The sequence below is a fragment of the Alteromonas sp. H02 genome (assembly GCF_059682525.1).
On sequence record NZ_CM185021.1, the window covers coordinates 4,419,923 to 4,441,562 of the forward strand.

General features: G+C 50.0%; 21 protein-coding genes. 8 read left to right on the top strand and 13 right to left on the bottom strand.

All coding sequences use genetic code 11. The features are described 5' to 3' along the window. The first annotated feature begins 162 nt into the window (after positions 1–162). The 4 genes from ubiD to AC566Q_RS20485 are packed head-to-tail and all read left to right on the top strand — an operon-like array spanning position 163 to position 4,799. The gene (gene ubiD / locus AC566Q_RS20470; protein ID WP_123323800.1) at positions 163–1,650 is read left to right on the top strand and encodes a 4-hydroxy-3-polyprenylbenzoate decarboxylase; all 1,488 of its coding nucleotides are present in this window, start codon (positions 163–165) and stop codon (positions 1,648–1,650) included. A 34-nt stretch (positions 1,651–1,684) separates the two neighbouring features. Next, positions 1,685–2,380 (top strand): NAD(P)H-flavin reductase, encoded by a 696-nt coding sequence (fre, locus tag AC566Q_RS20475; protein ID WP_105932796.1) that lies wholly within the window; start codon positions 1,685–1,687, stop codon positions 2,378–2,380. A 24-nt stretch (positions 2,381–2,404) separates the two neighbouring features. Next, complete coding sequence (locus AC566Q_RS20480; RefSeq protein WP_499610172.1) at positions 2,405–3,775, top strand: M28 family metallopeptidase; 1,371 nt, start codon at positions 2,405–2,407, stop codon at positions 3,773–3,775. A gap of 22 nt (positions 3,776–3,797) precedes the next feature. Then, a complete protein-coding gene (locus tag AC566Q_RS20485; protein ID WP_499610174.1) occupies positions 3,798–4,799 on the top strand; it encodes a substrate-binding periplasmic protein in 1,002 nt (333 codons plus the stop codon). Here AC566Q_RS20485 and AC566Q_RS20490 read toward each other — a convergent pair whose 3' ends face one another. From AC566Q_RS20490 to AC566Q_RS20500, 3 genes are all read right to left on the bottom strand, one after another. After that, positions 4,800–5,015 (bottom strand): hypothetical protein, encoded by a 216-nt coding sequence (locus AC566Q_RS20490; protein WP_499610176.1) that lies wholly within the window; start codon positions 5,013–5,015, stop codon positions 4,800–4,802. Between the two features lie 63 nt (positions 5,016–5,078). After that, positions 5,079–6,257, bottom strand: coding sequence for an acyl-CoA dehydrogenase (locus AC566Q_RS20495; protein ID WP_499610179.1), 1,179 nt, complete (start codon positions 6,255–6,257; stop codon positions 5,079–5,081). 99 nt (positions 6,258–6,356) lie between these two features. Next, complete coding sequence (locus tag AC566Q_RS20500) at positions 6,357–6,815, bottom strand: Lrp/AsnC family transcriptional regulator (protein ID WP_123323794.1); 459 nt, start codon at positions 6,813–6,815, stop codon at positions 6,357–6,359. Between the two features lie 140 nt (positions 6,816–6,955). Between AC566Q_RS20500 and AC566Q_RS20505 the strand changes: the two genes are divergently transcribed. Further along, positions 6,956–7,912 carry a PLP-dependent cysteine synthase family protein gene (locus AC566Q_RS20505; protein ID WP_499610182.1) on the top strand — a complete coding sequence of 319 codons (957 nt, stop codon included), beginning with the start codon at positions 6,956–6,958 and terminating at the stop codon, positions 7,910–7,912. Between the two features lie 5 nt (positions 7,913–7,917). Here AC566Q_RS20505 and AC566Q_RS20510 read toward each other — a convergent pair whose 3' ends face one another. From AC566Q_RS20510 to AC566Q_RS20555, 10 genes are all read right to left on the bottom strand, one after another. Continuing rightward, positions 7,918–8,523 (bottom strand): hypothetical protein, encoded by a 606-nt coding sequence (locus AC566Q_RS20510; protein ID WP_499610185.1) that lies wholly within the window; start codon positions 8,521–8,523, stop codon positions 7,918–7,920. 146 nt (positions 8,524–8,669) lie between these two features. Further along, the gene (gene cspE, locus AC566Q_RS20515; protein WP_105932863.1) at positions 8,670–8,879 is read right to left on the bottom strand and encodes a transcription antiterminator/RNA stability regulator CspE; all 210 of its coding nucleotides are present in this window, start codon (positions 8,877–8,879) and stop codon (positions 8,670–8,672) included. Positions 8,880–9,192: 313 nt separating this feature from the next. Further along, a complete protein-coding gene (gene ubiB, locus AC566Q_RS20520) occupies positions 9,193–10,824 on the bottom strand; it encodes a ubiquinone biosynthesis regulatory protein kinase UbiB (protein ID WP_499610190.1) in 1,632 nt (543 codons plus the stop codon). Positions 10,825–10,829: 5 nt separating this feature from the next. Next, positions 10,830–11,453 carry a ubiquinone biosynthesis accessory factor UbiJ gene (locus AC566Q_RS20525; protein ID WP_499610193.1) on the bottom strand — a complete coding sequence of 208 codons (624 nt, stop codon included), beginning with the start codon at positions 11,451–11,453 and terminating at the stop codon, positions 10,830–10,832. Then, positions 11,453–12,238 carry a bifunctional demethylmenaquinone methyltransferase/2-methoxy-6-polyprenyl-1,4-benzoquinol methylase UbiE gene (gene ubiE, locus AC566Q_RS20530; RefSeq protein ID WP_105932864.1) on the bottom strand — a complete coding sequence of 262 codons (786 nt, stop codon included), beginning with the start codon at positions 12,236–12,238 and terminating at the stop codon, positions 11,453–11,455. The genes AC566Q_RS20525 and ubiE overlap by 1 nt, the downstream gene beginning before the upstream one ends. A 140-nt stretch (positions 12,239–12,378) precedes the next feature. After that, positions 12,379–13,059 (bottom strand): phosphoglycolate phosphatase, encoded by a 681-nt coding sequence (locus AC566Q_RS20535; protein ID WP_499610198.1) that lies wholly within the window; start codon positions 13,057–13,059, stop codon positions 12,379–12,381. A gap of 19 nt (positions 13,060–13,078) precedes the next feature. Further along, complete coding sequence (locus AC566Q_RS20540) at positions 13,079–13,765, bottom strand: DNA-3-methyladenine glycosylase I (protein WP_105932808.1); 687 nt, start codon at positions 13,763–13,765, stop codon at positions 13,079–13,081. After that, entirely contained in the window at positions 13,765–15,810 is a 2,046-nt protein-coding gene (prlC, locus tag AC566Q_RS20545) for an oligopeptidase A (RefSeq protein WP_499610203.1), read from the bottom strand. The genes AC566Q_RS20540 and prlC overlap by 1 nt, the downstream gene beginning before the upstream one ends. Positions 15,811–15,996: 186 nt before the next feature. Further along, positions 15,997–16,458: an Hsp20/alpha crystallin family protein gene (locus tag AC566Q_RS20550; protein ID WP_123323786.1), complete on the bottom strand. Its 462-nt coding sequence runs from the start codon at positions 16,456–16,458 to the stop codon at positions 15,997–15,999. Between the two features lie 179 nt (positions 16,459–16,637). Further along, positions 16,638–18,329 carry an EAL domain-containing protein gene (locus AC566Q_RS20555; protein ID WP_499610207.1) on the bottom strand — a complete coding sequence of 564 codons (1,692 nt, stop codon included), beginning with the start codon at positions 18,327–18,329 and terminating at the stop codon, positions 16,638–16,640. Positions 18,330–18,517: 188 nt separating this feature from the next. Here AC566Q_RS20555 and AC566Q_RS20560 point away from each other — a divergent pair, with 188 nt between their 5' ends. The 3 genes from AC566Q_RS20560 to AC566Q_RS20570 are packed head-to-tail and all read left to right on the top strand — an operon-like array spanning position 18,518 to position 21,626. Next, positions 18,518–19,078, top strand: a complete 561-nt coding sequence (locus tag AC566Q_RS20560; RefSeq protein WP_105932812.1) for a response regulator — start codon at positions 18,518–18,520, stop codon at positions 19,076–19,078. A 25-nt stretch (positions 19,079–19,103) separates the two neighbouring features. Continuing rightward, positions 19,104–19,946: a phosphate/phosphite/phosphonate ABC transporter substrate-binding protein gene (locus AC566Q_RS20565; protein ID WP_499610211.1), complete on the top strand. Its 843-nt coding sequence runs from the start codon at positions 19,104–19,106 to the stop codon at positions 19,944–19,946. A 9-nt stretch (positions 19,947–19,955) separates the two neighbouring features. Continuing rightward, a complete protein-coding gene (locus tag AC566Q_RS20570) occupies positions 19,956–21,626 on the top strand; it encodes an ATP-binding protein (RefSeq protein WP_499610213.1) in 1,671 nt (556 codons plus the stop codon). The last annotated feature ends 14 nt before the right edge of the window (positions 21,627–21,640 follow it).

Below are 21,640 nucleotides of genomic sequence, written 5' to 3' on the forward strand. Positions count from 1 at the left end.
TAACAAAAACGCAACCAGCGTATACCGCCTATGGCAAGAATACGCAGAATCAGCGCCCAGGAGTGATCGGCTCAGGGTCTTTAATGGTATACTCCTGAAAATAATCCTGTTTTGATGGGTATCATAAAAACCCAAAGCACGCTGCTGGGATAGCCACAAACTATGAAGTATAAAGATTTACGCGACTTTATCAGTCAGTTAGAAAAAAACGGCGATTTAGTGCGCATTACCAAGCCAATCAGTACCAAACTGGAAATGACCGAAATAGCCGACCGTACCCTGCGTGCCGGCGGCCCTGCTCTGTTGTTTGAAAACCCGGTGGATTTTGATATTCCGGTATTAATGAACCTGTTTGGTACACCAGAGCGGGTGGCTCTGGGAATGGGGCAAAGCTCGGTAACAGCCCTGCGTGAAGTCGGAAAGCTGCTGGCCTATTTAAAGGAGCCAGAGCCGCCTAAAGGACTCAAGGATCTGTGGGAAAAACTCCCGGTTTTTAAACAGGTTCTGAATATGCCTGCTAAGGAAGTGCGCAAGGCGCCTTGTCAGGAAGTGGTGTTAAGTGGTGATGAGGTTGATCTCACCCGCCTGCCGGTGCAGCACTGCTGGCCGGGCGATGCAGCGCCGCTGATCACCTGGGGGCTCACTGTTACCCGGGGCCCGCACAAGAAACGCCAGAACCTGGGCATTTACCGTCAGCAGGTGCTGGGTAAAAACAAACTCATTATGCGCTGGTTGTCGCACCGCGGCGGCGCGCTGGATTTTCGCGAGTGGTGTCAGACCCACCCCGGCGAACCTTACCCGGTTTCTGTGGCGTTAGGCGCCGATCCGGCCACTATACTTGGTGCCGTGACGCCGGTACCGGATACCCTTTCTGAATATGCCTTTGCCGGACTGTTGCGCGGCGATAAAACCGAAGTGGTTAAGTCGGTGAGCAATGATTTGCAGGTACCTGCCAGTGCCGAATTTGTGCTGGAAGGTTACATCGCGCAGGACGAAACAGCGCCGGAAGGCCCCTATGGCGATCACACCGGCTACTATAACGAGGTAGACGAATTCCCGGTCTTTACGGTGACTCACATCACTCATCGTAAGGATCCGATTTATCACTCAACCTACACCGGCCGTCCGCCGGATGAACCGGCTGTGCTTGGTGTGGCATTGAATGAAGTTTTTGTGCCCATCCTGCAAAAGCAGTTCCCTGAGATTGTTGATTTCTATCTGCCGCCGGAAGGTTGTTCCTATCGTATGGCGGTAGTAACGATGAAAAAACAGTATCCCGGACACGCTAAACGAGTGATGATGGGCGTTTGGTCGTTCTTACGTCAGTTTATGTACACCAAGTTTGTTGTGGTGTGCGATGACGATGTTAATGCTCGCGACTGGCAGGATGTGATTTGGGCGATTACTACCCGAATGGATCCCGCCCGTGATACAGTAATGATTGAAAACACGCCCATCGATTATCTTGATTTCGCCTCGCCGGTATCAGGGCTGGGTTCCAAAATGGGCCTGGATGCCACCAATAAAATGCCCGGCGAGACTGACCGGGAATGGGGCGAACCCATCGTTATGGAGCAAGCGGTAAAAGACCGGGTGGATGCAATCTGGGACGAACTCGGTATCATGAACAGCGCAAATTCCGGACAATAAAGTAAACCTACAAACATTAAGAGATTCTGAATACATGTCACAAATTAGATGCCAGGTTGAAGGTATAGCACCACTGACCAAGACGGTTTATCGGGTTGATCTGACCCCTGATGTTTCTCTCGACTTCCAATCGGGACAGTACGTTTTGGTACACATGGCTGAAGACGATAAACGTCCTTTCTCTATTGCCAATGCGGCGCACGACAACAACCGCCTGGAGCTGCACATTGGTGCCGAACCGGGTAACAGCTATGCTGGCGAAGTGCTCGAACGCATGCGTCAGGAAAAAGCCATTTTCATCTCCGGCGGGCATGGCCAGGCCACCCTGCAAGACGGCGATACGCCAATGATTCTGGTGGCTGGCGGAACCGGCTTTTCTTACACCTATTCAATTTTAATGCAATCACTGAAGGTCAATCCAAACCGTGAAATCACCCTTTACTGGGGCGGCAAGCACCTTGAGGATCTGTATTATCACAAGGAACTGATTTCACTGGCTGCACACCATCCGCACCTGACTTACATTCCGGTAGTCGAAAACGCTGCCGATGACTGGGACGGTCGCAAGGGCTGGGTACACCATGCCGTGCTGGCAGATTACGCCGACCTGTCCGGCGTACAGGTCTATATTGCCGGGCGCTTCGACATGGCCAAGGTAGCCCGCGACGATTTCTTTGAGCGTGGCCTGACTAAAGAAAACCTGTTTGGCGACGCCTACGCGTTTATTTAATCTCACACACTGAGGGTGGTTATAATGAAAATAATACGTCCACTTACTTTACTGGCTTTTAGCGCCAGCCTGTCATTGCAGGCTGCTCAGCTTGAATATGTTGATCAGCCTCAACTGCATGATATTGCGGCCAATGTTTCTGCCCAGCGGATAGAACAGGATATTGAGAAGCTAGTAAGCTTTGGCACCCGCCACACGCTCTCTGAAACTGAGTCTGATACCCGCGGCATTGGTGCCGCGCGCCGCTGGATCAAAGCCGAGTTTGAGCGCATTTCTGCCGCCTGTGGCAATTGCCTTGAGGTGTATTACAGCTCTGCCACCATCAGTGGTGAAAAACGCATTCCTGATCCGGTTGAGGTCGTCAGTGTGATTGCTGTACAACGCGGTGTCAGCGATCCGGACCGCTATGTATTGATGTCGGGAGACATTGATTCGCGGGTATCTGATGTGATGGATGCCACCTCAGACTCTCCCGGAGCGAATGACAATGCCTCAGGAGTAGCCGGCACGCTGGAAGCTGCCCGTGTACTCAGCCAGTATCGTTTTAACGGCAGCATTGTTTATGCCGCGCTGTCTGGCGAAGAGCAGGGCTTATTTGGCGGTAAAATTCTGGCTGAACAAGCCGCTAAAGATGGCTGGCGGTTAAAAGCCGTGCTGAATAACGACATGATTGGCAACATTGAAGGGATCAACGGCGTTATAAACAACACCACTGCCCGGATTTTTGCCGAAGGCACGCGTCAGACTGAAACTGACCGCGAAGCCACCATTCGTCGCTTTACCGGCGGTGAGGTAGACTCACCGAGTCGCAACCTGGCCCGTTATATTGATTTAGTCGCTGACCGCTATATTCCTAATCTGGATACCATGGTGGTTTACCGCCTCGACAGATTCGGCCGCGGTGGGCACCACCGTCCGTTCAACGACCTCGGCTTTCCTGGCGTTCGAATCATGGAAACCAACGAAAACTACGTGCGCCAGCACCAGGACTTACGCGAAGAGAACGGTATCAAATACGGCGATACCATTGACGGGGTTAACTTTGATTACGCTGCTAAACTTACTGCACTAAATGCGGTAAGCCTGGCCAGTATGGCCTGGGCTCCCAATCCGCCTGCCGGAGTGAGCATTAAAGGAGCGGTAGAACCTTCTACTACCCTGAGCTGGCAGGCTTTGGACAAAGCCCAAAATCCGCATCTGGCCGGCTATAAGATTTACTGGCGCTACACCGACGCCCCGCAGTGGCAGTTTAGTCGATTTGTCGGCGATGTGACCGAATTTACCCTGGAGAACGTAGTGATAGATAACTATTTCTTCGGCGTAGCCAGTGTCAGTAAAGATGGCTTTGAGAGCCCGGTTGTGTTTCCGGGTGCCGCCGGAGCGTTTGGCGAGTAATGATTAAAGAGGTGTGGTTAATATGCAATTAAACGGTGTGGTGATTGGCCTTTTGTCAGCGTGGTTAATGGTATTAACCTTCTCTGCTGCGGCGCAATCGTCCATCACCCTGGTTGCTAACCCCTTACCCACACTGGTTAGCGAAGAGACCGAAAATGCCAGGCTCAATCAACTGGTTGAGCAGGCATTCAGCGAGCTCGGCATAGAGGTCACTCTGGCAGTAGACCGCCCTGCTTTTTCTGGCAGCGGTTTGCTCACTGGCAAATATGATGGCGAATTTGCTCACCTTGCCCTGCAGGAACAGCGGGACAACCTGCTCTACAGCAAAGCCTATCTACCCGCCCTGCTGTATGTCGCCAGCCGTAAATATCCACTCGATGAAGTCACTCAGTTTTCCCACATTCGTAATAGCCGGGTGGCAACCACCAACCGCATTGCCAACACGCCGGCAATGCGCAATATTAAGGCAGTATCCTGGGTGCGTAATCCGGCTCTTTTCGACATGTTTAGTCAACTGTCAGAAAAACGAGCGGATTATGTTTTTGAAGACTGGCTGGTAATCGCCGAGTTTAACCGGATGCTCACTAACGATGGTGAAAAGGCTTTATACGTCTCACCCTATCCGTTGATCAAGTCAGCGGTAACAGTCAGCCTGCGCAAGGATTATCCCAATGCCCGACAGCTGCTGGATAGATTTGATAGTTACATTCACGATATCCAGCGCGATGGCCGTTTTAACCTTGCTATGGCAGTAGGCTGGACCAGCATGGATATCAATGGTGACGGCACTGCAGACTGGATAACCAGCGCGCAAATGCACCATGACGATGTACCGCCCATGTCGCAGAAAGGCGTGCTGCCACTGGATAAAACCAAACCGGGCGAAGCCTCTTTGTTTGTAATAGATGGTGAGCAATTCAGCAGCTGGCCCGATGCCCAGGCAAAGCTTAACGACCAACCGGTACTGCCCCGCCCCACTCTACTGGATCGCGAAGTCTACAAGCGCATGCTACAGCGTTGGTAGTTACCACTGCGAGCCACGCCACTGACCAACCCATTCACCATTTTGCAGGATTTCCTCAACACTGCTGGAGGGGTCTGTCGTGGTAGCCATAAACAACCGGTACTCGCCGCGACTGTCTTCAAACACGTAGGTCCCTTTGGCGTCGGGACCGGCAATGAGTTTTAGTGGGGTTGATACACTTTGTTGCACTGTACCTTGTGAGTACGTTTGTGACATGGTGCTTGCCTTTATGATTGGTTCATTTTAACAGACCGTGCTTAAAGCCAATTACTTTCAACGTTAAAAAAATGACTGTAGGCCGGTTTGCGCACGGCCGAGTATCAGGCCATGAATATCGTAAGTCCCTTCGTAAGTATTCACTGTTTCCAGATTCAGCATGTGCCGCATAATGTGGTATTCATCAGAGATCCCATTACCACCATGCATATCCCGCGCTTTTCTGGCAATTTCCAGCGCTTTACCGCAGTTATTGCGCTTTATCAGGGATATCATCGCCGGATCAAACTGTCCTGCATCGATCAACTGGCCGACTCTGAGTGCTGCCTGTAAACCCAGCGTAATTTCGGTTTGCATATCAGCAAGTTTAGTTTGAAACAGCTGGGTTTGCGCCAGTGGCTTGCCAAACTGTTTACGATCCAGACCATACTGCCGGGCCGCATGCCAGCAAAACTCCGCCGCGCCCATGGAGCCCCAGGCGATACCATAACGAGCCATATTCAGACAGCTGAAAGGCCCTTTCAGACCGCTTACTCCGGGCAGCCTGTTTTGCTCAGGTACAAACACCTCGTCCATGACTATTTCACCGGTGATAGAGGCTTTAAGCGACAACTTACCGCTAATTTCTGGTGTAGACAGCCCTTGCATACCGCGCTCAAGAATAAAGCCACAGATCGCATTATCCTGCGCCGTATTTTTAGCCCACACCACACAAATATCAGCAATAGGTGAATTGGTGATCCACATTTTGCTCCCACTGATACGGTAGCCACCAGCAACCGGTTCAGCCCGGGTTTCCATGCTGGCCGGGTCGGAGCCGGCATTGGGTTCGGTTAAACCAAAGCAACCAATCATCTCACCACTAGCGAGCTCAGGCAGGTATTTTTGTTTTTGTTCTTCGCTGCCAAACTGATAAATAGGATGCATAACCAGTGAAGACTGCACGCTCATGGCGCTGCGGTAACCGCTGTCGACCCGTTCGACTTCGCGGGCAATCAACCCATAGGCCACATAACTCACACCGGCACAGCCATAACCATTGATGGTGGCGCCCAGTAAACCCATGGCGCCAAACCGGCGCATAATATCAGGGTCAAACCGGCCCTCCCTGTTAGCGCTTAAAATACCTGGCTGCAGGGTTTCCTGGCAAAACTGATGGGCCGAGTCACGCAGCATACGCTCCTCATCACTCAGTTGAGCATCCAGCATTAACATATCCTGCCAATAAGGGTTAACCGACATCCTCATCTCCTGTTTATCGTATTTGTAGGGTCGCTGTAGTTAAGCTTTTATAGTTAGCTTTTATGGGCAGCATTATACACTTTACGGCCTGTAGCCTGGCTAAATCCCGCTTAAAGGCAGCGCCGTTGTGTACTTTATTTGTTCCATCGCAAAACTCGAGGTGACATCTCCCATGGGCATATTTTTGATCAGACGCTTATAGAAGTGATCAAAGCTTTGCATATCCGCCACCATCACCTTGAGCATGTAATCATACTCGCCGGACATCCGGTAAAACTCTACCACTTCCTCAAAAGCGCTACAGTGCCGGGCGAATTCGTTTAACCATTGCTCATCATGCCGGGCAGCTTTTACCTGCACAAAGACGGTAAGCTTTAAACCCAGCGCTTCGGCATCAAGCAGGGCAACTTTGCGGCTGATTGGCCCTTGCTGCTGCAGGCGCTGAATGCGGCGCCAGCAGGGTGTGGTGGTAAGCCCGACCTGCTCAGCAATTTCCTGTACAGCTATTTCACTGTCCCGTTGCAACAGGGCGAGTATTTTTTTATCGGTGGCATCCATAGAATTATTTTCTAATAAAATTTAATTATTGAGTTTTAATATTCACCAACCATGACATTTATCGAAACTTTTAGCAACGCTTTGCTTAGCTAACAGAGCATACTTTTAGTCTCTTTTCATTGCTCTACCGGATATCTGATATGTTTGATTCACCAGCGGCGTACTCTCAGCCTAACGCTTTTCGCCAGTGTATTACTGAAACTATTGGCAATACACCACTGGTGCGGCTCAAACGCTTACCTGAAATGCGGGGTACCCGGGCTACTGTGCTGGCCAAGCTGGAATATTTCAATCCAGCGGGTTCGATAAAAGACCGGGCCGCGCTCTCTATGCTGGAAGATTTGTTACGCCAGCATAACGGCAATGTCAGGCATATTATTGAAGCCACCTCTGGCAACAGCGGGGTGGCCTGTGCCTGGTTAGGCGCTGTATACGACATCCCGGTTACCATTGTTATGCCAGAACATATGTCCAGCGAACGACAATTAATGATCCGGCATTATGGCGCCAGTTTAGTTACCACGCCCCGGGGCGATGGCATGCCCGGTGCCATTGCTTACGCGGATGCTCTGTTAGGTGACATAAAAGGTGCGGTATCCATGGACCAGTTTGCCAATCCTGCCAATGCCGCCGCGCACCAGAGCACCACGGCGCGTGAAGTATGGCAACAAGCTAACGGACACGTTGAGGCGCTCGTTGCCTGTATGGGTACCGGCGGCACGATCACTGGCATGGCGCGCTTTCTGAAAGTCCACAACCCGGCAATTAAAATCATTGCAGCGGAGCCCAGCGCCTGCCCGTTGTTAAGCAAAGGCGAAGGGGGCGAACATGCTATTCAGGGCGTTAATCCAGGGCACATTCCAAAGGGGCTGGATCGTAGCCTGATTGATGAAGTGCTGACCGTGGATTGTCAGCAGGCTATTGAAACCGCCCGGCTATTGGCCCGTAAGGAAGGCATGGCGGCAGGCATATCATCCGGCGCCACTGTAGCCGCGGCGCTGGCACTGGGTAGCAGAATTGAATTACAAGGCAAAACCATTGTAGCCATACTGGCAGATAGTGCCGAGCGGTATTTTTCTACCAACCTGTTTGCGTAAGATAACTAGCCCAGCTTGTGCCACCATGGCACGCTAAAATCAACATCACCGGCGGGGATTTCAACGGCGTTGGGCCTGACAAACCCAAGCCACCAGGTATTAGCGATTTCTTTATCGAAAAACACCAGTTGCTGTTTTTCGCTGTATGCCTTATACGCATTAAAATACGCTTCGATTGGTAACATAGGGTGACTGTGGTCAAATACCACGCGACCGCCGTGTGCTTTATATAGATGCGCATCGACGGCAAATTGCAGGGCTGCAAACTCGGCCAGTTCATCGAGTTTCTCACCGTTTAACGATTCACTACCAAAAGCCTTTTTAAACGAAGCAACAAATTCCGGCGCGGCCGTCAGGTTGTTGTTGGCGGCATAGTCGCGCACAAAGTGGTGCTCGACAAACTCAACAATCTTAGTGAAGTTTTGTAACTCCCGGCGCTCTGCGCCCATGGGATCCTCTTGCAGACTGGCCAGCTCTTCTTCAGTAGGCTTAAAGTCGCTTTCTGTCAGCGTATGGGAACCAACAGACACCACGGGTTTATCATCTGCCAGCGAAGGAGATAACTGGAAACAACAAATGAGTAATAAGAAAAATTGCAAAACGCGCTTCATGGCCACTATGCTCTTTACACACATTCGCCATGCAGGACGTAAGCGTACCGCTCACAGCTAGTGTGATTGGTTTACCAGTAAACCACCAGAGTGATGGTTCAGAATAGAGAAGGCCCCTACCTTTCGGTAGGGGCCTCACAAATTATTTAGATGGCTTGTACGTTAGCCGCCTGCAGACCTTTTTGTCCCTGTTCAACTTCAAATTGAACTTTCTGACCTTCTACCAGGGTTTTATACCCATCGGAGATGATTGCACGAAAATGAACAAATACGTCTTTACCGCCGTCGTCCTGCGTTAAAAAGCCATAACCTTTTTCAGCATTAAACCACTTAACGGTACCAGTTACTTTAGACATGAAAACCTCAAAAAAACTCTGTAAAACCTTTGTGCCATGTGACACGAACTTGCTTCTTTAACTAGGGGTGACTCACGGCAAAACTATCAAACAGGTCATACAGCGCTAACTTCCATTAGCGTTTATAACTGCGCGACGTTAGTAACGAACGAAAGCACAACTATTTAAAGAACAATACCACTATAACCACACCCTGAGTAAATTGATACTAAAATCACCCAAACTCTTATAAATTCATTAAAAATTAATTTTAAGGTCATATAGAAATAACTGTTTCGCCTGCAAAATTTGGTCTTTCAGTCAGGTTTTGAACTCAGCGACGGCCCTTCCACCAGGCCACAAACCAGCAGCCACTGCCCAGTAAAGCCAAACCGGCCGACAGGCTCCAGTGAGCCGGATACAACGGCAGAATCGCCGCTACAATAATGAGAGTCGCGCCCACAATACTAAAGTGCAGCGCCTTCTGTCCCCGTTTTTGTTGCTGCAATAGTGCGGCATTAGCCTGCTGCTGTTTTTCCGGAAAGTGCTTCACCTGTTTAAGCGTGTCATACAGCAAATCCGGCATATCCGGCAGCTTTTCGCTCCAGTACGGCAAGTTAGACTTCACCTTGGAAAACATTGCTCTTACACCAATTTGCTCGCGCATCCAGTTTTCCAGGAAAGGTTTGGCGGTCTGCCATAAATCAAGCTGCGGATATAGCTGGCGGCCGAGGCCTTCTATATAAAGCAGTGTTTTTTGCAGCAACACCAGTTGCGGCTGCACCACCATATTAAAACGCCGTGCGGTATTAAATAGCTGAACCAGCACATTACCAAACGAGATTTCGGCCAGCGGCTTCTGGAAAATCGGTTCGCAAACCGTGCGGATAGCTACCTCAAATTCATCAATATTGGTATCCGAGGGTACCCAGCCAGAATCGGCATGTAATTGCGCGACCTTTCGATAGTCACGATTGAAAAACGCAATAAAGTTCTCGGCCAGGTAACGTTTGTCTTCCTGGTTGAGGGTGCCGACAATGCCAAAGTCGATGGCAATGTACTGTGGATTTTGCGGGTTTTCCCGCGACACAAAGATATTGCCCGGATGCATGTCTGCGTGGAAAAAGCTGTCACGGAATACCTGGGTAAAGAACACCTCAACGCCGCGCTCGGCGAGAATTCGAAGATTGGTATCCTGCTCTATCAGCGCTTCGATATTAGAAATAGGAATGCCGTAGATGCGCTCCATGACCAACACGTTTTTAGTACAGTAATCACTGTAAATACTGGGCACGTATAAGGCTTCGGAACCTTCAAAATTGCGTCCTAACTGCATACCGTTAGCCGCTTCGCGGTTGAGGTCGAGTTCGTCCACAATAGTTTTTTCGTACTCTTTAACCACTTCAACCGGGCGCAAACGCTTGCCATCAGGTAACCACTTCTGCAGCACTTTGGCAAAGGTCAGCATTAGCTCGGTATCGGCTTTAATAGTTTTGCGAATATCGGGTCGCAGTACTTTTACCACTACGTCGGTGTTGCAGTCTTTCAGTTTCGCCGCGTGCACCTGGGCAATACTGGCCGAGGCAAGTGGTGTTTCACTAAACTCGCTGAACACCTGATCGAGAGAAGCAATATTCAGCGCTTTAAGAATAATGGCCGTGGCACGCTCACTGTCAAACGGTTTTACCCGGTCCTGCAGCATGGCCAGTTCATTGGCAATTTCCGGCGGCAGTAAATCACGCCGGGTCGACAACATCTGACCAAATTTAATAAACACCGGTCCCAGCGCCTGTAATGCCAGGGTTAGCCGGGCGCCGGCATTTTTCTCTTTGTGCTGGTTACGGATCCAAAAGATACTCATGCGCATCAGGCGCACATACCAGGGCAACCACTTGGCTGGGATCAGTTCGTCCAGACCATGCTCGAGCATGACCCGGTTAATATGGTAAATCCTCAGTAACTGCATAGTTCCTACTGTTTGCTCCGTTCCAGTCGCTCAAGACGCGCTTCGAAACGCTCGGCATCATCACGCAGACTGCTCACCTGATCGGAAAAATGCATCACCGCCAGTTTATGGGCCGCCAGTTGTTTTTCATCGGTAAGAGCGCTACCCAGAATGGCCTCGGCTTTACGGCCGGCTTTCTGCAGCTGCGCCTGGGCTTTGGCTGCTAAACCAAATAACTCGTGAGCGATAACATCATTGGTTCGCACAGCCAGTTGCTCTTCCAAATCAATATTGAGTGACTGCAATAAACCAGAAAACGCCTGAGCAATGGCCAGCTCGCCATTCACTTCCAGCTCGCCGCTTTTAATCAACCGGGTTAACTGACTGGTGTCACGAAGGCTGGGTAGTACGCTCAACCGGGTTTTGATAATGCATTCATCAACGCCAGCCGGGTCCGGCGCATCGGCCAGAGCCAGTACATCAACTTTGGTAGAAAACACCAATGCAAAGCGCTGCTGCAGGTCATCAAGCTCAACTACAAGACGCTTCCCTTGCAGCTGGCTTAGCTTTGCCGCAGCATCCGGATCAAGCGACAGCACTTTATTCAGTGCTGTTTCGATAGTGGCAGTTAACAGAGGTACCGCGGACATTAAAATTTATAACCCCGGTGCAGGGCTACTATTCCGCCAGTCAGATTCTGGTAATCACAGTGTTCAAAGCCCGCGTTCTCAAACATGGCTTTAAGGGTTTCCTGATCCGGGTGCATACGAATGGACTCAGCCAGATACTGGTAACTTTCGCGGTCGTTGGCCACCAGTTGGCCCATGGTGGGCAGAATATTAAATGAATACCAGTCGTAGGTTTTCGACAGCATTTCGTTGGTGGGTTTGGAAAACTCCAGTACCAACAAGCGGCCACCAGGCTTCAGAATTCGAAAGATCGAGGCCAGCGCTTTATCTTTATCGGTAACATTACGCAGGCCAAATGCCATCGTCACCAAATCAAAATGATTATCCGGAAATGGCAGTGCTTCAGCATTCGCCTGCACATAGTTGACATTGCCAACCACGCCTTTATCACGTAGTTTGTCACGGCCAACCGATAGCATGGAATGGTTAATATCGGCCAGGACTACCTCACCAGCGGGACCAACCAAACGGGAAAATTTGGCAGCCAGATCACCGGTTCCACCCGCCAGATCGAGCACCTTCTGGCCACTCTTAATACCACTACAATCTATGGTGTAGCGTTTCCATAAACGATGAATGCCCATCGACATAAAATCGTTCATAACATCGTATTTGGCTGCAACGGAATCAAAGACACCGGCTACCATCGACGCCTTTTTAGTCCGGTCGACAGTTTTAAAGCCGAAATGCGTCGATTGTTCAGATGAACTGGTTTCATCACTATTTGGTGTTTGTTGTTCTGACATGGATAAATTCTTCTTTTTAGAGTCCGGGATCTCATTACCCTGAAAGCGCGAGAAAGAATGATGAGCCGGCTGATGCAATGCGGCAAGTGTAACCAAAACCGGGGGCGCTTACCATCCTGTTCATGACGACTTGCCTGATGTTATTGACCGGGCGCAACTACAGCCGGTAACTCGGCCAGTGAGTTTAACACCCTGTCCGGGTGATAACGCTGAATGTCCTCGCCGTGGTTATACCCATAGGGTAACGCGATGACCGCACAACCTGCGGCTCTCGCCGCATGAATATCCGATTTTGAGTCACCAATCATCAGCGCTTGCGACGGCTTACCACCCAGTTTATCCAATGCTAACAGCAAAGGGTCTGCGTGAGGCTTTTTGTGCTCACAGGTATCACCGCTCACCACTACCGAAAAATAGCGGTCCAGCCCTTTTTCGGCCAACAAAGGCAAGGTAAACGCTTCGGCTTTGTTAGTCACGCAAGCGAGTTTATAGCCGTTTGCCGTTAACCATTGAAGGGCCGGTATCACGCCCTCATAAACGGTGCTGCGTTTGCCGTTATGCGCTTTATAAGCGGCCATAAATGCCTGGTAGGCGGGGGTAAACAGACGCTCGTCGGGCAGCTCGTCCATGCTGCCTGATACTGCGCGCTGCATAAGCTTCTCGATACCGTTGCCCACCCAGCAGCGCACGGCTTCAACGCCACGGGTTGGCAAACCTACTGTCTGCATAGCAACATCTACGCAATAAGCCAGGTCCGGCACGCTGTCTACCAGCGTGCCGTCGAGGTCAAACAAAATAAAGGGGTAGTGCTTTTCTTCCATGGCAGACGACCTTGTTTATTTAAACGCGGTTATCACCGCAGCTGTAGGCCAGAATCTGACTTAGCTCTTGCAGGCTTCGTCCACTCTGGGCCTGCCAGTCAGCAAAGGTATTGGCGATAGTGGTAAGGCTTTGCTTTGATGTCAGGCCGCCACTGATCAGATCATAAGCCCGAAAGTAACCTTCCACATCACGGCTCAGCAGAAACGTGTCGATTCCCAGTGCACGCAGTGCATAAGGGCCGGTGTTGCCGCCCAGTCGCGCTCCGTGCTTTTTAAGGTGGGCCCACAAGTCGATCACAGCCGCGCCGGTAAACTGACTGGCAAATTTACCAAAGCTTCCGTGTGACAAACGAATGTCATTGAGCATCAGGGCGTTGTCGCGGATCGTCATAACTTTTTTAAGGTTACGCACGATCCGTTTATCCGTGGCCCGCTGTTCGAGCATTTCATCGGACATTAATAGCACCTTTTCAACCTCAAAGTTAAAAAACAGCGCTTCAAATTCCGGCCACTTTTGCTCAATCACGCGCCATACAAAGCCTGACTGAAAGACTTTTTTGGTAAAGGCCGAGAGTACCCTGTCGTCGCTCAACGCTTTAACGCCAGCCGGTGATAGGGGCTGGCTAACCAGCGCTTCCAGCCCCCGCTCGCCGCCCTTTCGTTCAGCCGCCCGGGCATAGATAGCGGCAAATGATTCCGCCGCCATCAGGCACCTGTCGCCACAATACCGTTATGGCGAAGCAGTGCGTCTACTTTAGGCTCGCGCCCTCTGAAGGCGACAAATAAATCCATTGGCTCACGACTGCCGCCCATTTCAAGAATATTGTGCAGGAAGTCGGCACCCGTTTGCGGATTGAAGATCCCTTCTTCCTCGAACCGGCTGAACGCATCGGCAGACAATACTTCTGCCCATTTGTAACTGTAATAACCGGCTGCATAACCACCGGCAAAGATGTGCCCGAAGCTTTGCTGGAATCGATTGAACGACGGTGGATGAAGCACGGCGACTTCGTTGCGAACCTGCGAAAGCACTTGTTGAACATCCACATGCTCGCCGTCTTCCATGTGGAGCAGGAAGTCGAACAGGCTGAACTCCAGTTGACGGATCATTTGCATTGCGGCCTGATAATCCCGGGCGGCCAGCATTTTATCCAGTAACTCTTTAGGTAGCGGTTCGCCGGTTTCGTAATGGCCGGAGATAAAGCCCAGAGCCTCTTCCTGCCAGCACCAGTTTTCCAGAAACTGACTGGGTAATTCAACCGCATCCCATGGCACGCCATTAATGCCGGATACCCCGGGCACTGACATTTGCGTAAGCATGTGATGAATACCATGACCAAATTCATGGAACAAGGTTACCACTTCATCATGGGTAAACAGGGCTGGCTTATCGCCGACCGGCCCGTTGAAGTTACAGGTGAGGTACGCCACCGGTGTTTGCAACTCGCCACAGGCCTGAAAACGGCGCACACGGCACTCATCCATCCAGGCGCCGCCACGCTTTTTAGGACGAGCGTAGAGGTCGAGGTAGAACTGCCCGCGCAGGGTGTCGTCTTTGTCGGTAATAGAGAACAGGCGCACATCTTTGTGCCAGGTATCAGCATTTTCGACTTCGGTAATAGTCAGGCCATAGAGTTTCTCTACCACCGTAAATAAGCCGGCCAGCGCTTTGCTCTGGGGGAAATACGGCCGCAGTATTTCATCTGAAATACTGTAACGCTCCTGCTTCAGTTTCTCGCTGTAATAAGGTACGTCCCAGGCTTCAAGTTCGTCCATCTGATGCTTTTCAGCAGCGTAAGCCCGCACTTCTGCCAGTTCTTTTTCTGCCTGGGGTTTGGACTTTGCCGCGAGGTCGCGCAGAAAGCCCACTACCTGTGAGGTTGAATTGGCCATTTTGGTAGCCAGAGAGCGCTCTGCGTAGCTGGCAAAGCCTAATAGTGATGCGATTTCTGAACGCAGGGCCAGCGTTTCGTTGATAATCTCAGTGTTATCCCACTCACCGGCATTCGGCCCCTGATCGGATGCACGGGTTGCATAAGCACGGTACATTTCCTCGCGCAGCGCACGGTTATCGGCATACAACATTACCGGCAAATAGCTGGGAATATCCAGCGTGAACAACCAGCCCTGTAAATCTTTCTGATGGGCAGCCTGTTGCGCGGCGTCGAGCGCCGACTCTGGCAACCCGGCCAGCTCTGACTCATCGGTAATATGTTTGGTCCAGCCCATGGTGGCATCCATCACATTATTGCTGAAGGTCGACGATAACTCAGATAAACGCGCCTGAATTTGCGCAAAACGCTGTTTTTTCTCAGCCGGCAGCGCCACACCAGACAAGGTGAAGTCGCGTAACGTGTTATCAATAACCTTACGCTGCGATTCATCCAGTTGCAGATACTCATCGCTGTCGCGCAGGGCCTTGTATGCCTGAAACAACCCTTCATGCTGCCCCACCCAGGTGCCGTATTCCGACAGCAGCGGTAAACAGGCATCGTGGGCTTCACGCAGTTCATCGCTGCTGACTACCGAATTCATGTGCGACACCGGCGACCAGACTTTGCCCAGTACATCGTCGGCTTCATCGATTTTGCTTACCACATTGGCATAAGAATAATCACCACTGGCAACTACCGCCTCGATGGTTTGCTTACAATCTTCAATTGCTTTGGTGACCGCAGGCTTCACCTGATCCGGGGTAATTTGAGAAAAACGTGGCAGGCCATCTACCTGTTCGAGTGCAAGTGTAGTCATAGTCGTTATTAGGATCCGTTGCCAAATTAATATTGCTTTAGTGATGGGGTTCAAAGGCTAAAAAAACAAGCCCCGCAGCGAGCGGGGCCTGGACTTTTTACGTGATGGATTCACTTTGGTTCAGTCAGTGGCATTTCAGGCATTAGCGCTGCAATCCGCGCGAAAATAAATGCACTGCAACCGGGCCTAACTGATACTGACACGCTGCGTATTATCAACCGGATTAGCCGGACGTGGGATAAGAACCCGTAACACACCGTTGTTATACCGTGCTACCACATCAGCATTGTCGTTAACGGCAAAGGGTAAGGCGACAACCCGCCTGAAGCTGCCACTGCGACGTTCTCTGACATGAAAGCCTTCGTCTGTTGTGGATTCCTGTTCCTGCTTACGCATACCTGAAAGCACTAAACGGTCTTGCTGAACTTCCAGATGAATATCTTCTTTCTTCATGTCCGGCAAGTCTGCAGTTAACTCAAGGCCTTCTTTGGTTTCTTTTAAATCCAACGCCGGCATATAAACGTTATCACCAGCGGCGAAACCTGTCATGGCCGGAAAACCAGCAAAGAAATCATCAAAAACACGGTCAATTTCGCCTTTTAATGCACCAGGGTGATTACGACCAAACACACTTGGAAATAAACTCATAACCCCTCCTTAATCGATACCGATAGTTCGCTAACCTGTCCTCAGGTACTTTTCCTTCATCGTTTAACGATGAGTGAATTTATTGCTCCCTGCATCATAAATATGGTTGGTCGGTGTAGGGTTTTCAAGCTGTCGCATGGTCAACTATTGCGCTATATCAAGCTTTTTAAGCCGCCGGATTAACGTCCCTGTTGTGCCTTAAACTTGGCATAAAAAGGTTGTCTTATCATGAGCTTTTCTAATTCCTGGCGGGAGACTGCCGGGCTAAAAATGTACCCCTGAATTTTGTCGCAGTGCATAGCCTGAAGGCAACGCAAGTCTGCCTCTTCCTCCACGCCTTCAGCAACCACTTCAATACCCAGCTTCTTACAGCTCACAATCAGATTGTGGATAAATTCCTGCCGGGGACTGTCGGTATGCAGATTATCAATCATGACCTTGTCGAGCTTCAGGGTATCGATGGGCAATTTAGACAGGTACGAAAACGACGTAAAGCCAGCGCCAAAATCATCAACGGCAAGTCTCACTCCGAGTAACTTGAGTTGCCAAAGAAGCTCTTCAAGGTAGTGAGAGTTTTCAGCCAGGGCGGTTTCGGTCAGTTCAAGTTCAATAAATGAAGGAGGCAGATAATAGTGCTGCAAACGCTCACCAATAAACTCCACAATACGCGAAGACTGTAACTGTTTGGCAGAGATATTAATCGCAATACTGTCGAGCTCAGCACTAAAGCGTCTTAGTTCGCTGGCGACTTTAAATCCCTGGTCCAGCACCCACTCACCAATCGCTTCTATCTGTCCATCCAGTTCGGCAAGACGGACAAATTCTGAAGGGGGAACCCAGCCTAAACTGTGATGTTGCCAGCGCAGCAGCACTTCAGCACTATTAATCATCCCCGAGCTCAGCTGCACTTTGGGCTGATAGGCCAGCTTAAACTCCTGATTCCGCAATCCACTTTGCACCTCTGCGCTGAGCTGCTGCTGTCGACGGTACTGCGTAATAGTGGAGTTATCCAGCTGCGAAATACTGATACGATGACTGTCGCGAACGATGGTATCAACCAGGCTGCTGATCAGAATATCGTGGTCAAGCTGCGAATCCCTGAGGTTTCGAAACCCCACGCCTATGTGGCAAAATACTGATACCCCTTTGATGGCAAAGGTACGCTGCAACTGCTGGCGAATCTGGCAACACAGAGAGCGCGTTATTTCGATGGTGGATTCTTTAAGATACAGCGCAAACACTCCAGCCTGAGTGCGTTGTAGCAAGTGTGGCTGCGTGACCATATATTCCAGACGCTGGCCAATATAGGCTTCGGTATCCAGCGATGCAGCTTCCCCATGGGCCAGGCTGATGTCTGAAACGTTCATAAGCTTAATCAGCACCACCGACTCATAATCACGCAGATTTGGCTTATCATTTTCGTGATCAAAGTCGGCCAGTTGTTGCGCCGATGTTTTTTGTCCTCCCTCGCTGCACTGATTAAGCACTTTTACCACTTCATTACGCAAATCCTGGCGATTCCAGGGCTTGGTGAGATACTTTGTCAGCATACGCTGATTGAGTAATTCTACTGCCGCCTGTAAATCGCCTTCACCGCTGAGCATAAAGATGTGCGTATCGGGAGAGTATTGTTTAGCAAATCGCACCAGATCGACGCCATTCACGTCAGGCATCTTATGATCGGTGATTAACAGAGCGACATCCTGCTCGCGCAATACAGACATAGCTTTGCGACCAGAAGTGGTTGTAGTGATGCAGCAGTTAAGATCTTTAAGTTCACGTTTGAGGGCGTTGACCACGCCTTTTTCGTCATCTACCAGCAGTAAATTAAGTGCTTTTTCTGGACTAGCACTCTGGGTATCACAAGCCATGCTATCTACCTCTTTTATGATAACAATAATCCGATGTGCGATTCCTTGCAGACAGATAATTCATGTTGTTGTCACAAATTAGCACAATGTCACTAATGTCGCAAATTATACATATTGCTTAATTGCCATATTTGATTAACAATGCTATAAATGGGTCTCGATGAAAACTTAAGCAACGAGGATCAACTGTGAAAACACTGACATCCGGCGAAATTGCCGAATATTGTGACGTTAATCTCCGAACGGTTATCCGATGGTTGGAAAGCGGCAAGTTAAAAGGGTTTAAATTACCAGGTCGTGGTAACAACCGGGTTCTGATCAACGATTTTATCGATTTTCTGGAACGCCATAATATGCCGATACCGGATAGCCTCAAGCCCGAGGCTTCTCCGCTCATCCTGATTGTTGATGATGAACTACCAGTGGCTAAATCCATCCAGCGGGTGGCGCGTCGCGCTGGTTACGACACGCTGATTGCTACCGGTGGTTTTCAGGCAGGCATGATGCTGAGCCAGCACTCACCGCGGGTAATGACCCTTGATTTAAGCATGCCCGGTATGGACGGCTACAGTGTATTGCAATACACCCGTGAACAGGAGTCACAGCGTGGTCTGAGAATTATTGTGATTTCAGCGCTCGACGATGCGAGCCTGGAAAAAGCTAAGGAACTTGGCGCCGACGCCACCCTTACCAAACCGTTTTCAAATCACGATCTGACTCAACTGTTTGAAGAATTCATGCAGGTATGAGCGGTAAATCAAAGCGGAGAGCAATATGAAATTTGTGCTTGTTATTTTAGCTATTCTGGGGGCGTCGCACGCATTTGCCGACACAGGCAAACAGACACCTGCTAACCAGCCAGCACAATACACTTTTGGTGTGGTTCCCCAGCAATCTGCTTATCGACTTGCTCAGATGTGGACTCCCCTGCTCCAGCACCTTGCGCAGGAGACCGGTCTGTCATTAAACTTTATCACTGCCAAAGACATCCCCAGTTTCGAGGATGAGTTAACCGCGGCAAATTATGATTTGGCTTACATGAACCCTTATCATTACGTTGTATTTCACAACAGGTCAGATTATCAGCCACTGGTGCGGGACTCAGAAAAAGGTCTGCGGGGGATTATCGTGACCCGTAAAGACAGCAATATTACCAACATTGAGCAATTACAGGGGGCAACCCTTGCTTTTCCAGCCCCGGCCGCTTTTGCAGCCAGTATTGTACCGCGTGCCGAGCTCAATCGTGCTGGCATTAGTATTAGTCCACGTTATGTAAATTCTCACGATTCGGTCTATCTTAATGTCATTAAAGAACTCTTTCCGGCAGGGGGCGGCATTATCCGATCACTGGAACATTTACCGGCGGCACAACGCTCGCAACTAAAAATATTATGGCAAAGTAAAGCCTATACCAGTCATGCGATTGCTGCGCACAGCAGGGTACCCCTCGCCCACCAGAAATCACTGATTGCTGCGATGGAAAAACTGGTGACCACCGAAAAAGGCAGAGCTTTACTTAAACAGTTGAATTTTAATCGTCTTGATGCGGCTGAAGATAAAGACTGGAATGACATCCGCGCGTTAGGCATTAATTCGCTGTCGAGACCGGACATCTGAGCCAGCATCATGCGCCTGTCATTACGTACCAAAACCATCGCCGGTACGGCGTTAATCGAAGCGACACTGCTGCTTGTTCTGATTATAACGAGCCTGACGTTTATTAACGCATTAATCGAAGACAACGTGGTAAAGCGTGCACAAACCACAGCTAACCTGTTTTCGTCGATCACCCGGGATCCTTTGCTTTCTCTCGACCTGGCTTCGCTTGAAGCATCGGTAGAAGAACTCATGAATAACCCGGATATCGCCTACGCCAGGGTGATCGACAGTCAGCAACGGGTGCTTGCTCAACGTAGTCGTGAAGGTATCGCCGATAAGCCGTTTAGTCTGGATACTTCGGTACAGGGGATTGACGACTCGGTTTATGACACCCGGGAACCGATTACTGTTGCCAACGAATACTTTGGCGAAGTACAAATTGGTATCGACGTGACCTCAGTGCAATCTTCGCTGCTGCAAATTCGCAACTGGATCATCGCGCTGGCGCTGCTGGAAATGGTACTGGTAGCGCTGTTTTCCTTTGGTTTAGGCACTTACCTGACTTCCCAGTTGCAGTCTTTGCGCCAGGGGGCGAAAGACATGCTAAAGGCCATCCCAACTCACAGCTATAAAAGCGTATCGATCCCAATTAAAGGGCGTGACGAACTTTCAGAACTGGCCCTGTCGTTCAATACCCTGGTGGATACGCTGGCTGAAGAATATGAAAACAGAAGCGGTGCGCAGGACGAACTCAAAAAATTAAACCGTTCACTGGAAAACAAAGTGAAAGAGCGCACCGAGGCCTTAAGTAACAAAAACACTGAACTGGAAAATGCCAACAAACACCTGAAAGAAACACAACAGCAACTATTGCAGGCGGAAAAAATGGCCTCAGTGGGTCAGTTAGCCGCCGGTGTAGCCCATGAAATCAATAATCCCATAGGCTTTGTCAGCAGTAACTTAAGCACATTAAAAGATTATCTGTCGCTGTTTCAAATTCTGCTGGATATGGCGAAGAAGCTTCACAGCGATGAATCCATCGAGGCTTTAAAAGCCAGGGTGGACGAACTTCAGGCATTTTACACGCAGCATGATCTGGACTTTATCAGCGAAGATGTGGGATCCCTTATCGAAGAGTCGGCAGAGGGGTTACAACGAGTCAGTGAGATCGTTAAAGGACTGAAGATATTTTCCCGGGTCGACTCAGGAGAGTCGCAATGGTACGACCTGAACCATTGTCTCAACACCACGCTGACGATGGTCAATAACAAGCTCAAATATATCTGCAAGGTAGAAAAGCAATTCGCCGATTTGCCCAAAGTGTACTTTAATTTGGGTAAGTTAACGCAGGTCTTCACCAACCTGCTAATCAATGCCGGCCAGGCAATAGAAGCCACCGGTAAGCAAGGCGTAATCAGTATCAAAACAATGCAGGAAGGCGATATTGTGAAAGTCCGTATCCAGGACACCGGCTGTGGGATTAGTCAGGAAAATCTCGACCAGCTGTTTAATCCGTTTTTTACTACCAAACCTGAAGGACAAGGCACCGGGCTGGGCTTGTCTATTACCTATGGGATTATTCAGGAGCATGGCGGCCAGATTCAGGTCTCCAGTACGCCAGGAGAAGGGAGTATCTTTGAACTAGCCTTACCTGTAAACGGTCTGGATGACCACCAGCATACCGTAGCGCAACACTAGCGGTCAGGATCATC